Here is a 13,546-nt window from a genome sequence, read left to right on the forward strand (position 1 = left end):
GCTAAAAGTATATCAGAGGCTTATGAGGTATTGAGTAATGAAATGGCAAGATGTGAATATGATCGATTATATTTTAGAAGTAATGAAGAACTTAAATCGGCAACAAGTTCAAGGCAAAATACTCAAAGTACATATAATTAGCAAGTTAGGAGAAGTGGTGTATCAAACTACAAAGTTCATTGCTATAGGTGAGGAGCATGAAAAGTTATCTGTAGGAGAATTTATATCAATAGGTTTTGCAGGTGTATTTTTAATTATTGCCACATGATTACTCCTTACGGGGAGAGGAACTATTCCTGGAATAGTCATTGCAAGGGCTGCGGCTATGAGTTTGTTTAAAGGAGGATGTTTTGGAGGGGGGATAGGAGTAGGTCCTTTGGTACTATCTACTTTAGTTGTCGAGGGAAGTCTAATCATTATACTAATGATGATTGTAGGCTCACTATTTGGTTAGTATTTACATACATCTAATACATACAATTTCACAATAGAAAAGGTGATTACCAAGTAATAACTCCACAGGGGAATTGCCTTTTCTATTACCTACAATCTAGACTTAAACTTTTAGGCCATTCTAGGTAAGCTTCCATCAAGGCATCAAGTAGTTTCCAAGTACTCTAATAGAATGAAGGGAGAGATAAAGAGATGTTATGAAAGTTTCAATATCTTTCTTGTATTGAGAGGTATCTGTAATAATAAATTTGGATAGGATTCATCCGGTCAGTTCCCTGTGTTGATATTGCGGTAATTATGCTAAAAAAGTTATTTTTTTAAGATATATATTATTTTATTGTTAGAAATTTTTAAATATATAATATAATGTAGATTGAAAGGAATACAATCTAAAAGATAATATCTACGTATCTATACTACTAGTATTAAATAATAGAAAAGAGATAGGTATTGGGACAAAATATGGAGGGAAAACATTAGCAGTCAAATAGTCAATAGTACGTATAATCAGATGGCTACTATTATTGATTTTTCAGATGTAAAATATTAATTTAAAGTGGGGGAATAAAATGAGAAGACAATATATTATGTCAATAGGGGTATCGGTTAATACATTTGATATTGAAGAGTTTGGTAAACAATCAATATTTACTTTATCATTTCAAAATCAGGGTGATGTATTTAAAGGGATCAATATAGGAGATAAAATACTTGGATATGTAAAGCAACCCATTCATAAGATTAGATATATTTTTGAGGTGGCAGAAGTTATAGAAGATAATAAGCTCAACTTAATAAAAAAGTTAGATATTCAATTTGGATTAGATAAAAGTGAGTTTCTTGATATTGTAGATGTTGATATTTTAGAACAGAAGTGTGAAATAATAGAAATTTGTCAAGAAGTCTATATAAAAATTTATAACAAAATAATTTATCTATTGCAAGATTCTATAATAGATATAGATTATTTGTTTAAATTGGAAAATAAAAGTTTTGCATTAGAAGCTATTAATATAGTAAAAAATATAGATGGATTTAAAGAAGAAACACTAAGAATTTTATTAGATAAGGATGAATGCAAAAAAATATTTAAGAATACATATCCTGTATTAAAGAGTATACCTAATGAGGCTAGAGAAGAAGATATTGTTAAGATGACTAAAGATTCAAGTAATAAAAATAGATATTATACAGATATTATAGAAATAAATAATAAGAAATATATAGTTACAAATAATTGGCATTATGGAAGTACATGGGGAGATAGCCGTACGCCATTTGTTGAATGGATAAAAGAATTGATAAATCATAAGCAAACCGAAAATATTTATGATCAACAACTCAGCAACGATGGAATATATGCTGAAGAGATTGATGAATACAGCTTAGATCAAAATAGGGACGTTACTGCAGAAAAACTATACTTAACAAAGAAGCTAAAGCACAACTACTTAGTATTTGGAGCACCAGGAACGGGTAAGAGTTATGATTTAAAAAAGAAACAAGAGAGTTACTTTACGCAAGAAAACAGTTATGAGCGAGTAACTTTTTACTCAAACTATTCATACGCACAATTTGTAGGAACATATAAACCTAAAATGGTTAATAATGAAATCAACTACTCTTATGTTGCAGGACCGTTTATTAGAATGTTAGTAAAAGCATATCAAAATCCACAGCAGAATTTTCTACTAATAATTGAAGAAATTAATAGAGCCAACCCTGCAGCTGTCTTTGGGGATATTTTTCAACTTTTAGACAGAAAAGACAATGGTGTAAGTGAATATGATATAGAGACAAGTGAAGATTTAAGAGAATATCTAGCAACACAACTTGTTAGTGGATATAGGCAATCTAGAAATACAATGCTAAAAAATAAGGCTCTCGAAAAGTACAGAAAAATTCGTTTGCCAGAAAATCTATATATTTGGGCAACCATGAATAGTGCTGACCAAGGTGTATTTCCAATGGATACAGCTTTCAAACGTAGGTGGGAGTATAAATATATGGATATTAATGCAGGTGAAATTGAAGGAAAAGCTTTTAAGTTAGGAAAAAATAAAGAGGTTGAGTGGAATATTTTAAGGAAGGCAATTAATGAAATATTAATTGATGTAGGTATTAATGAAGATAAGCTTATGGGGCCATTTTTTATAGGATTAAAGTCTTTAGAGTCACAAGAAGTATTTGAAGAGGCATTTAAAAGTAAAGTGTTAATGTATTTATTTGAAGATGCGGCTAAACAATACCGTAAGAAAATCTTTAAAAACGAGAAAGTTTGTCGTACGTATAGTATACTTTGTGAATACTTTGATAGAGATGGAATAGAAATTTTTAAAGAAATTGATAATAAGATAGATAAGGTAAAGAAACTTGACAACAGTACTACAAATAGTAATTAGTGAAAAGAAGGTGTAGTATGAAAGTAGAGTATTTTAGAGAGCTGAGAAAATACACGCCTGGCGAAATTGAGCAAAAGCTACAAATAAACGATGAGGAAGTTAAAAAACTTCTTAGAGAACTTATCATAAATAATGTTGTAAACAAAGTTAAAGAGAATAGTGATACAGATGAAACAGAAGATGAAGAGAGTAATCAAGTTGAAGAAGCTGAGGAGGCGAATGAAACAAGTGATAAAAAATATGTTTTTACATATGTAGGTATTATAGTTCTAGGTGAGTATACTTTTATATGCTATCCCAAGTATATTTCAAGTACAGAAAAACCTTTAGATGAGATGAAACAAGTATTAAAAGTATTAGATAAATACAAAAAACAAGAGCAAGAAATTGATTTTGCTAATAGACAAGAAGAGAGTGAAAAATTCGAGGTATTAGGAAATATCTTATTTCTATTAAATGACTATATGGAACATAATATCTATACAAATCAATTGGAAGTTATAGAGTTAAATGGTCAAGGAGAAATCAATTGGGATATCACAATTAATGAGACATACCCTTTCATTTTAAAGAATGGTAGACCCTATTATCTTGATTTGTATACACATCATTCAATAGATGATGATAGAGATTATTTTCAAAGGCTACACATGTGTATTTTGACAAAGTGTTCAGATCAATTAGAAGAATCTCAGCTGAATCAACTCTTTGATTTTGAAAGAATCAAGCTATACGATGGAGATTTAGAAGAGTTTGGAGAAATAGAGTATATACTTTATCGATTGAATAATGAACTAGCAGTACAATTTAATAGTAGGAAGCAGACCCTTCTACGGGCAATGTACAGGTATCTTAGTGAACAGTATAAAGCAAGAGATGATTTTCAATTCACTTCGTACGGAACAAGCCATTTTTATAGTATATGGGAAAACGTTTGTGCTTCGGTTTTTAATAATCAATTAAATACAAAACTTAAAGATTTACCCATAACATTAAGTAAAGACTATGAGAGTAGAAAGAATAAGTCATTGATTGAGTTAATTAAAAAACCTATATGGAAAGCAATTAAAGAAGGAGAAGTAATTAGGAGTGAAAAAGGTAAAGGAACATTAAAACCCGATTTAATTAGTTTTTATAAGTATAAAGATCAATGGTGCTTTGGTATATTTGATGCAAAGTACTATGATATACAGTTTAATAAAGCGAAGTTCTACAATCGACCAGGAATTCAAGATATAACTAAGCAGTATCTTTATCAGTTAGCATACCAAGATTATATTCTAAAACATGATTTTGTCTACATTGAAAATGCATTTTTAGTTCCAAGTGAGCAAGATAAATTTGAAGTATTTGGTGAAGTAGAAATGCAAATGCTTCATGAATTAACAGATACTAAGTTAAAAAATATATCCGTTATTAAATCCCCAGCAAGTATATTATATGATTTATATTTAGATAACAAGCAGATTGAGGACCTAGTTTCGGATGTAAAGAGTATTCCAATGCCTATAAAAAAGCAGTAATTAAGTAGAATAGGTAAAAGTATCCTCGAAAGTAAAAAGGCTTTAGATAAGCTTGCTAGGTAATGGAAAATATTGAATCTGAATAAATTATTTAGGCGATTACTAAGTAATGGTTATCACTTTTTTGATTTAAAATAGGAGGGAATAGCCTTTTTATGTATAAGCTGCTACAATAAATATAAAAAAGAGAACGTTATGGGAGAAGAAAGCTAATGAAAAAAACTGAAGTAGTTGCAGCTATTATTATGTATGAGGATAAAATTTTATGTATGCAGCGTAACAAGGGAAAGTATGAGTATATGTCTTATAAATACGAGTTTCCAGGTGGAAAGATAGAGCCAGGAGAAACCAGAGCTCAGGCGCTTCAAAGGGAGTTAATAGAGGAAATGGCTTTAGAAGTAGACATAAGGGAAGAAGATTATTACATGAGCGTAGAGCATATGTATCCTGACTTTGCTCTTACCATGCATAGTTTTATTTGCCGCGTAGAAAGTCAGACCTTTGTAAGAAAAGAGCATGTGGATCATAAGTGGCTTACAAGAAAGGAGCTGATGAGCTTAGATTGGGCACCAGCAGACATACCTATTGTAAAGCGTTTACAGGGGGATTGTGAATGAACTTTATAGAGGAATTAAAGAAAGGCTTGCACACAGGGTTTATTAATTTTCAAAAAGCTTCATTAGAAGACTATCAGCCTAGTTTACTGATTAATGATAGACAGGAAGAGAAAAGAGTATTAACCACGCTTATTAAAGAGTTAAATGAATGTGATGCCTTTTATTTCTCTGTGGCGTTTATCACCAATAGCGGGATTGCTTCTATTATTAATATTTTAAAGGAGCTTGAGGAAAGAGGCGTAAAGGGAAAGATTATTGCTTCACAGTATCAGAACTTTACGCAGCCCGAGGCCCTTAGACGTTTGAAGGCTCTTTCTAATATAGAGCTTAAAATAGTGACAGAAGATAATTTCCATGCCAAGAGTTATATTTTTAGAAAAGGAACGAGATTTACCTTAATCATTGGTAGTAGTAATCTTACTCAAAATGCTCTGAGCTATAATAAGGAATGGAATCTAAAGGTGTCATCGGCGGAGGATGGAGACCTTTTGAAATATACCATGAAAGAGTTTAATCGTACCTTTGAGTCAGCTATAGCCGTTACTGATCAGTGGCTTGCAGACTATGAAATCCTTTATAGAGAGCAGTACAAAGCTAGCAGACAAGTGGTTTATGATGTACAGACCACTAAAGCCATTTTGCCGAATAAAATGCAGTTAGAAGCGCTAGAAGCCCTTGAGAAACTAAGAAGTGAAGGTAAGGATAAGGCGCTTTTAATATCAGCTACAGGAACAGGGAAAACCTATTTTTCTGCTTTTGATGCTAAAAGGGTTAATCCTAAAAGACTTTTATTTGTGGTACACAGGGAAAATATCACAAGAGCTTCTTTAAGGAGTTATAAAAGAATATTTGGCAGAGATGTAACTATGGGGATACTGAGCGGTAGTAACAAGGATTATGAAGCTAGATTTTTATTTTCTACGATTCAAACCTTATCGAAGGATTATATTCTAGAGCAGTTTAAGCCGGACCATTTTGATTATATCGTCATTGATGAAGTCCACCGCTCAGGTTCTAGTAGTTATGAAAAGATTTTAAATTACTTTAAGCCTAAGTTTTTACTAGGCATGTCAGCTACGCCAGAACGAACAGACGGCTATGATATTTATAAAACCTTTGATTATAACATTGCTTATGAAATCAGATTAAATAAAGCCTTAGAAGAGCAAATGTTATGTCCTTTCCATTATTATGGGGTAAGTGAGCTTGAAATAAATGGAGAAGTCATCGATGAAAAAACAGCTTTTAATCATCTAGTTTGTGATGAAAGGGTAGAGCGTATTATAGATAAAGCCAAGTTATATGGCTGCGACCATGGCAGGGTCAAAGGCCTCGTTTTTTGTAGCGGGGTTAAAGAAGCTAAGGAGCTGTCAGAGCAGTTTAATCGAAGAGGCTATCAAACCGTGGCCTTAGATGGTAGCAGTAGTGAAAATGAAAGAGAAGAAGCCATTGAAAGGCTGGAAAAGGATACACCAGAGGGGGATTATTTAGATTACATCTTTACAGTAGATATTTTTAATGAAGGGGTGGATATTCCTTCTATTAATCAAATCATTATGCTGCGTCCGACTCAGTCAGCTATTGTATTTGTGCAGCAATTAGGGCGTGGGCTTAGAAAAAGTGAAGGTAAAGAGTATGTAGTGGTCATTGACTTTATAGGAAACTATGCCAATAACTTTTTAGTCCCTATTGCTTTATATGGAGATCGTTCTTTTAATAAAGACCATCTCAGAAAGCTTATGAGTAATGGTAGTTGTAGTATACCTGGGGTTTCTACAGTGAATTTTGACCGTATTACGAAAGAACGTATTTATGAAGCTATTAATAAGTCTAATATGGCTACTAAGAAGGCATTAGTAGAAGAGTATAAACTACTGAAATTTAAATTAGGTAGGATTCCAATGATGATGGATTTTATCCTTCATGGAAGCCGTGACCCCTTTGCTTTTGTGGAGTATTCAGGCTCATATTATCAGTTTGTAGCTAGTGTTGAACAGACTTTAGGGACTAGTTTATCAGCGGTGGAAAAGGCTCACCTAGAATTCTACTCCAAGGAATTAGGAAGTGGTAAACGTATAGAAGAGCTGATGCTACTTGAGGGACTCATAAGAGATGGAGAGTTAGCAAGTAGTCAGCTTAGGCAGCTCATTAAAGAAGCTTATGGCTATGACGTTTCAGAAGCAACCATAGAATCTAGTATACGTTATTTAAATGGTGACTTTTTTAAGAAGCAAGATCAAGAAAAATATGCTAAGTCGCAGAGTATTTTAGTGGAAGTTGAAAGTTTTAAGATGACGGAGGGCTTAAAAAGTGACCTTAAGAATCCTGATTTTAAAACCTATCTTTTAGACCTGATAGCTTATGGAATAGACCGGTTTAATAAGACCTATACCCTAGAAGCTTATGAAAAAGGTTTTATAAGATATCAAAAGTATTCTAGAAAGGATGTTTGCCGTATTTTAAATTGGGAAAGTGATGAGTCTTCTACCATGTATGGTTATCGGATCAAGTATAATACTTGCCCTATTTTTGTAACCTATCATAAACAAGATGATATTAGTGAAAGTACAAAATATGAGGATTGTTTCATTAATAAAAAGCAGTTTAGCTGGATGACTAGGAGTGGTGTAACCACTGAGTCTAGGGAAACCATTGCTATTAGAGATCATAATAAAACTGGTCTTCGTATAGCTTTGTTTGTGAAAAAGAGTGATGGTGAAGGTTCTGATTTTTACTATATGGGAGATGTAGAACCAATGGCAATTTCCCAAACAACTATTAAAAATGATAAGGGTGAAGATAAGCCAATCGTTAATATTCTTTTTGATATGGCACATAGCGTACCAGACCATCTATATGATTATTTAACACAGTAGATGATAGGAAAGTACCCAGAGCTATCATAGTTCATTTCATTTATGGGAAGACTATGAAAAGGAATAGATCTCATATGTGAAGCCACAGAGCTTTCAAGTGAGCAGATAGAAGAGATTAAGAAGCAAGTAGAGCAGGAAAACTAAAAACATAACAAAGTGCTAATCATGTACAAGAGATACAGGGTTAGCACTTTGTTTTTATAGTCTAGGGAATTGGATTTTTCCGCACATATAAAGAGGTAAATAAGATAGGGTTCATAAAGTATGAGGGGGAAATTCAGATGTCAGAACTTATTACTGTAGAAAAACTTAATAGTGTTGCCTTTTACCAGATTCCACAGGCATTTTACTATCATCCTAAGTATGCAGGCATGAGTGGGAGTGCTAGAGAGACCTATGCTATTTTACGTAATTTATTAGGCTTATCTGTAAAAAGTGGCTGGGTGAATGAGAAGGGAGAAATCTTTGTAAAGATTAGTAGAGAGAGACTAATGAGCCGTTTAGGGATTAAGAAGGACAAGATGAGTAGTGTCTTTAAAGAACTAAGGGAGCTAGAGCTGATTATGGAAAAGCGCATAGGCTGTAATAAGTGCAATGAAATCTATATTTATAATGCCAAGGAATTAAATGAACATTATTTAGAAAGTGATTTATTAGAAGAGATAAGTGAGGACAAAAGTGAAGGTGGAGGAAATGGAACTCCTTTTGGAAGGCGAGAAAATAGCATTACTAAAGAAGATAAAACCGAAGTCCAGATAGCGGAAAAACCGATACATAATAAGAATACTTTTATTAAAAATTATGATGATAAGACTAAAGATACACTACTACCAGTAGTAAAAGAGGTGGTTTTAGCCAAAGAGAATTTGGTAGATGGGGAAATCCTAAGTGAATTTCATCGTTCTTTTGGCATGGGCAAAGTGTCTATGAAAGCCCAAGAAGTGATTCGTATGTTCCTCAATCGCTTTGAACGCTCTGTGGTGCTTTATGCCTTTGAGTTAGCTGGTGCTAAGAATAAATCCTTTGACTATGCCCAGGGAATTTTGCGCAGATGGTGGCAAGCAGGAGCCTTTAACTTTGATGAGGTATTTGCTTATGAGGAGCATTATAGTAGTGGCGTGTAGCCATAGAAAAGTAGCCTATTGCAGTTACATGTAAATCCTAAATGAAGTCCCCTTCCATCAAGGGTAATGATAGCAATTAACTTTTTAGTTAAGAGGGAAAGAAGCTAAAAGCTCTTGACAAAGACACCGTGTCGTACTTTATGATAAGGTTAAGAAAAAGGAAAGGAGATTACATCATGGAGCTACAAAAAGCAAGTCAAGTATCCAAGGATTACGGAATTTCTACAAGAATGCTACGTTATTACGAGCAGGTGGGATTAATAAAGAGCCTGCGGCAAGAAGATTATGCTTATCGGGTTTATGACGAAAGCGCTGTAAGTCGTTTACGACAAATAATAGTCCTACGTAAGCTACGTGTTCCCGTGAAGCAAATCATAAGCATACTTAATAATTCCGATGCAGTTCAGATTGTAGAAATTTTCAGGCAGAATATAAGTCAGCTGGATAAGGAAATCACAGCGCTTTCCACCGTTAAATCCATATTAATGCGCTTTGCAGAGGAAATTAAGGAAAAAGCCGATGTCAATTTAAAATTAATCGGTGACGAAGCTTTGTTTTCTATTATAGATACGCTTTCTTTTCCTAATAATCAAATTAAGGAAATCAAGGAGGAATTGTCAATGGAAGAATTAAACAATGCCAGTGAAACGCTTAATAAAATGATGGACAAGGACGTGCGTATTATATTTCTGCCGCCGATGACTGTAGCAACTTATTGTGCTAGAGGCGAAGGATGCGAGGGAAAGGCCAATGATGTAATCAATAAGTTCGTAATGGAAGCAGGTCTGACAAAAATCAAACCGGATTTACGTCAGTTTGGATTTGACTGTTCTGATGGGGCGGTAGGTGTAGGGGAGCCCTCGAAGGCTTATGAAATATGGGTGTCTATTCCTGATGACATGGAAGTGCCAGGGCACCTTATAAAACGGAAGTTCAATGGTGGTATGTACGCTGCACATGTATTAAGGACATGGGACTTTCAGGATTGGCGTCTTTTGAAGGAATGGGTAGATTCAAGCGACAAATACGATAATGCATGGGGAGAGCCCAGATGGACACCAGACGAAACTGGTTCAGGACAAGGATTTGAAGAACAGTTGAATTACTGGGGTAATGCTAACCGCGGATTTAGAATGGAAGATATGCAACTAGACTTGTTGTTTCCGATTAGGGAAAAATAAATAAGAAGTACATATAAGAAAGAGGTTCACGATGGAAAATTTTAAAATGGACTCAACCCTATCATTTGGTGGTTACAACTGGCGTGTACTTGACATACAAGACAATGTGGCATTGCTTATAACCGAAGATATTATAGAACAACGTGCTTACCATGACGCTTATAAAGATATAACATGGGCTGACTGCTCGTTAAGAAAGTATCTTAACGGTGAGTTCTATGACAAATTCAGCGAAGCTGATAAGTCAAGAATAATGCCGGTGTTAAATAAAAATCTTGATAACCAGTGGTATGGTTCAAAGGGTGGAGTAGACACAAAGGACAGTATATTTTTATTAAGCATTGAGGAAGTGTGCAAATATTTCGGTGATAGCCGTTCAAAACTATATAACCGAGGAAAAAATCAAAGATATTGGTTTGAAAGAAAAGATGAAAATAACAATAAGCGAATAGCAGGGTTTGAGGGTGAGACATGGGGGAGTTGGTGGTGGCTCAGATCACCTGGTCGTGTTAGTGTAAAAGCTGTATATATTCATGGTGATGGTAATATAGGGATCCAAGGTAATAATATATTGAAAGGCAATATCAGTGATGGCAAATGTACAGGCGGCGTCCGCCCTGCTTTGTGGTTAAAGCTGTAAGCCTAATCATACTTAATAAGCATACTGGATAGTTCCTTCCCTTTCATAAAGGTGGTAGTAAAAAGGTAGCAGACTTAAAGGCAAAATAGCCTTTAAGTCTGCTACTTTTTTATTTTGTAAAAAAACTAAAAATAATTTTAGGGAGTCACCTCCCCCACTACATATATAGAAGTGAATAAGCAGTAAAGGAGGTGAGAACCATGGCGATTACAGCAGATATTAAAAATGTCAAAGTAGTACTTAATCTAGCAAAGGGCAGTCAAACTGTTTCCGATTGCAGCAAAACGGCTACAGCTGAAGGGCTTTATAGCGTAGGTAAAGCAGTAGCAGCTTTACTTCAGGAAGAGCTAGAAGCAGTAACTAAGGTAGAGGAAACTTCACTTATTGAAGAGTAATCCTAAACCACATTTTTAAAGAAAGGAGGAAACACTCATGGCAGAAATTACAAAGAAAAACCTTGTACTTACTTTTGGCACAGGTGCTGGTAAAGAAGTAAAAATAACCATTGCTAAACCAAAAGAAGGGCTTACAAGTGGTGAAATTTCTTCAGCAATGACAACTATTATTGCTGCAAATGCTTTAGGTGAAGACAGTTTAGTGGCTACTAAGGTAAGCGCTAAATATGTGGTTCAGCAAACTGAAGCCATCACACTTGCATAGTTAGATGCAAAAGGCTATTTTTAACACTAGCAAGAGCTAATGTTAGAAATAGCTTTTTTGTGTAGTCAGAAAGAAAAAGGCATGTTAAAGGCCTGGTTGAATATTTTTTTTAATTGAAAATATATTCAGAAAATAATAAGATAGTAATAAGAAAATACAAATATAGGGGGAAGTATATGCAAAAAGGTAAGGGGTTTATGAAGCTCTATCTATTTTTAAGTGTATTGAGTTTAAGTATAGGGGTTATACAAGCAGAGGCATTAAAGGATGAGGAGGATGAATGGCTATCATTTTATGAAGAAGAAACAAACTATGATATAACAAACGGAGAAAATTATAAAAGGTTAGAAGGCATTATTAATGGACTCAAAAAACGTTTTGAGGTACCTGCTTCTTTTAGCTGTGCGTATTTAGAATGGTCAGGTTCAGAAAGATGGGGTGTAGATGAGTGGGTAGTTGCTTGGACCAATCCTAAAGCTGAAAAGTACAGCGGTGAAATCAGAATTACCTTTACAGAGAAAGGGCAGGTTATTCAGTACTTTACCAATTATTATGACTCAGAAAAAGAAGGGAAGATCAAGTTAACCCAGCAGCAAGCATATGATAAGGCACTTCAATATCTGAAGGAAAAAGGTGGTTATGACCTTAAGGCATTAAAATACATAGATAAGGAGCAGCTCGAAGAGGAAGTTAAGTATTTTGAGTTTCAGTATTATAAAGCTGGACTACCAGTCTATGATGAAAAGGTGAGTATTGGTATTTATACCACATCGGGAAGGGTAGTGTTAATGAATGGTATTTCACCTTTTGTTGGAGAATACAAGCCTTTAGAAAACCTTTTATCTATAGAGAAAGCTAGAGTAGCATTTGTTAATAAGATGCCATTAGAGGAAATGTATTGGCTGAGTAAAGACGAATCAGGAGCCTATCAGCAGGTGTTAGTCTATCACTTAGAGAATCCTTATAAATATGGCATTCAGGCAATAGATGGTAGTATAGTAATGCCTAAGTTTGAAAGAGAGTATTGGACAGATGAAGCGGGAACTTTAAAGAATCCTATGGATTCTCTTTTAAGTAGCCGGGCGGGTTCTTTTTCAGAGGAACATCTACAGTTCGACGAGGCATCATTTAAAGAATACATAAAGCATGATTATTTATTAACACCAGAGGAGGCTCAGTCAGTAGCAGCTAAAAGTTTTCCACTCATTAATAATGCATTTATTATAGAAAAACAACTTACCAAAGGAGAAGGAAAGACCTATTGGAATCTAAAGTTAATGGCCTATACCGAGGCATATAAAGGGAACGTGGAAAGCCTTAAAAAGGAATATGAAACTAATAAGCTAGATTATAGATATATTAATGTATTAGACGTAGTATGTGAAGCTGCAACAGGTGAGGTAATGGTTTATGACAATACAAATTTGCCTAGGGAAAATAAGCAATCAGATAGTAAGCCTACAGAAAAGCAACTTCAAGAAGCAGAAGCTTTACTAAAAAAGTTAAATCCTAAGGATTGGGAAAAGGTTGAATTACGCAGCATGCATGGCACGGTAGGCAACTATAGCTATTTGCAAGTTATTAACGGTATACCTGTACCCTATTATGGTTTTTCTTTGACCTATAACCATGAAGAAAAAGAAATTGCATACTACACCAAGCATCTATACAAAGGCAAAGTGATTTCAGCTTCTGACCCATTAACTAGAGAAGAATTAGCTAGAATGTTAGACTTAAAGCTTTATTATTTAATAGTTTCTAAGCAGGAAGCGGTGCCTGTCTATATGTATCTGGAGCCTAAAACCAATTTTGAAATGGAAAAAGTAGGAACTAATAGCAAATAGAATAAGTAGTTTACTATAGCAAATGAGGAAATAGAGATAGTTAGGGGGATAAATCAAACAATAACCTATCATTTCAAGGAACGTGAGTGGTATTACTCATAAAATCTGTCTAGAATTTGGAGCGGAATATCATTTATAATAGAATAAAATCACGTACAAGGCGACCATTAACATTAGTAAGAGCTAATGTTAATGGTCGCCTTGTACCATATTTATTACAAAATTA

The 13,546-nt window shown here is 34.3% G+C and carries 11 protein-coding genes; all 11 read left to right on the forward strand.

Annotated features, from left to right (window positions below; all coding sequences use genetic code 11):
- Positions 1–37: 37 nt before the first annotated feature.
- The 11 genes from CLOLE_RS01395 (at position 38) to CLOLE_RS01445 (ending at position 13,320) form a co-directional block, all read left to right on the forward strand.
- The gene (locus CLOLE_RS01395; RefSeq protein WP_013655287.1) at positions 38–268 is read left to right on the forward strand and encodes a hypothetical protein; all 231 of its coding nucleotides are present in this window, start codon (positions 38–40) and stop codon (positions 266–268) included.
- A gap of 754 nt (positions 269–1,022) precedes the next feature.
- A complete protein-coding gene (locus tag CLOLE_RS21480; RefSeq protein ID WP_013655288.1) occupies positions 1,023–2,855 on the forward strand; it encodes an AAA family ATPase in 1,833 nt (610 codons plus the stop codon).
- A 17-nt stretch (positions 2,856–2,872) separates the two neighbouring features.
- Positions 2,873–4,378, forward strand: a complete 1,506-nt coding sequence (locus tag CLOLE_RS01405; RefSeq protein ID WP_013655289.1) for an LlaJI family restriction endonuclease — start codon at positions 2,873–2,875, stop codon at positions 4,376–4,378.
- Between the two features lie 212 nt (positions 4,379–4,590).
- Positions 4,591–4,995: a (deoxy)nucleoside triphosphate pyrophosphohydrolase gene (locus CLOLE_RS01410; RefSeq protein ID WP_013655290.1), complete on the forward strand. Its 405-nt coding sequence runs from the start codon at positions 4,591–4,593 to the stop codon at positions 4,993–4,995.
- A complete protein-coding gene (locus tag CLOLE_RS01415; protein WP_013655291.1) occupies positions 4,992–7,871 on the forward strand; it encodes a DUF3427 domain-containing protein in 2,880 nt (959 codons plus the stop codon). The genes CLOLE_RS01410 and CLOLE_RS01415 overlap by 4 nt, the downstream gene beginning before the upstream one ends.
- A gap of 281 nt (positions 7,872–8,152) precedes the next feature.
- Entirely contained in the window at positions 8,153–8,995 is an 843-nt protein-coding gene (locus CLOLE_RS21485; protein WP_013655292.1) for a replication initiator protein A, read from the forward strand.
- Positions 8,996–9,171: 176 nt separating this feature from the next.
- The gene (locus CLOLE_RS01425) at positions 9,172–10,176 is read left to right on the forward strand and encodes a MerR family transcriptional regulator (RefSeq protein ID WP_013655293.1); all 1,005 of its coding nucleotides are present in this window, start codon (positions 9,172–9,174) and stop codon (positions 10,174–10,176) included.
- Between the two features lie 31 nt (positions 10,177–10,207).
- Positions 10,208–10,816, forward strand: coding sequence for a DUF6273 domain-containing protein (locus tag CLOLE_RS01430; RefSeq protein ID WP_013655294.1), 609 nt, complete (start codon positions 10,208–10,210; stop codon positions 10,814–10,816).
- Between the two features lie 200 nt (positions 10,817–11,016).
- On the forward strand, positions 11,017–11,211 hold the full coding sequence (locus tag CLOLE_RS01435) for a DUF1659 domain-containing protein (protein WP_013655295.1): 195 nt from the start codon (positions 11,017–11,019) through the stop codon (positions 11,209–11,211).
- Between the two features lie 37 nt (positions 11,212–11,248).
- Complete coding sequence (locus tag CLOLE_RS01440) at positions 11,249–11,476, forward strand: DUF2922 domain-containing protein (RefSeq protein ID WP_013655296.1); 228 nt, start codon at positions 11,249–11,251, stop codon at positions 11,474–11,476.
- A 176-nt stretch (positions 11,477–11,652) separates the two neighbouring features.
- Complete coding sequence (locus tag CLOLE_RS01445; RefSeq protein WP_013655297.1) at positions 11,653–13,320, forward strand: YcdB/YcdC domain-containing protein; 1,668 nt, start codon at positions 11,653–11,655, stop codon at positions 13,318–13,320.
- The last annotated feature ends 226 nt before the right edge of the window (positions 13,321–13,546 follow it).

Source organism: Cellulosilyticum lentocellum DSM 5427 (assembly GCF_000178835.2).
Lineage (GTDB): Bacteria > Bacillota > Clostridia > Lachnospirales > Cellulosilyticaceae > Cellulosilyticum > Cellulosilyticum lentocellum.

Excerpts from the sequence above, each read along its gene's own strand:
- CLOLE_RS01395 (WP_013655287.1), top strand. The coding sequence starts at position 38 with ATGAAATGGCAAGATGTGAATATGATCGATTATATTTTAGAAGTAATG.
- CLOLE_RS21480 (WP_013655288.1), top strand. The coding sequence starts at position 1,023 with ATGAGAAGACAATATATTATGTCAATAGGGGTATCGGTTAATACATTT.
- CLOLE_RS01405 (WP_013655289.1), top strand. The coding sequence starts at position 2,873 with ATGAAAGTAGAGTATTTTAGAGAGCTGAGAAAATACACGCCTGGCGAA.
- CLOLE_RS01410 (WP_013655290.1), top strand. The coding sequence starts at position 4,591 with ATGAAAAAAACTGAAGTAGTTGCAGCTATTATTATGTATGAGGATAAA.
- CLOLE_RS01415 (WP_013655291.1), top strand. The coding sequence starts at position 4,992 with ATGAACTTTATAGAGGAATTAAAGAAAGGCTTGCACACAGGGTTTATT.
- CLOLE_RS21485 (WP_013655292.1), top strand. The coding sequence starts at position 8,153 with ATGTCAGAACTTATTACTGTAGAAAAACTTAATAGTGTTGCCTTTTAC.
- CLOLE_RS01425 (WP_013655293.1), top strand. The coding sequence starts at position 9,172 with ATGGAGCTACAAAAAGCAAGTCAAGTATCCAAGGATTACGGAATTTCT.
- CLOLE_RS01430 (WP_013655294.1), top strand. The coding sequence starts at position 10,208 with ATGGAAAATTTTAAAATGGACTCAACCCTATCATTTGGTGGTTACAAC.
- CLOLE_RS01435 (WP_013655295.1), top strand. The coding sequence starts at position 11,017 with ATGGCGATTACAGCAGATATTAAAAATGTCAAAGTAGTACTTAATCTA.
- CLOLE_RS01440 (WP_013655296.1), top strand. The coding sequence starts at position 11,249 with ATGGCAGAAATTACAAAGAAAAACCTTGTACTTACTTTTGGCACAGGT.
- CLOLE_RS01445 (WP_013655297.1), top strand. The coding sequence starts at position 11,653 with ATGCAAAAAGGTAAGGGGTTTATGAAGCTCTATCTATTTTTAAGTGTA.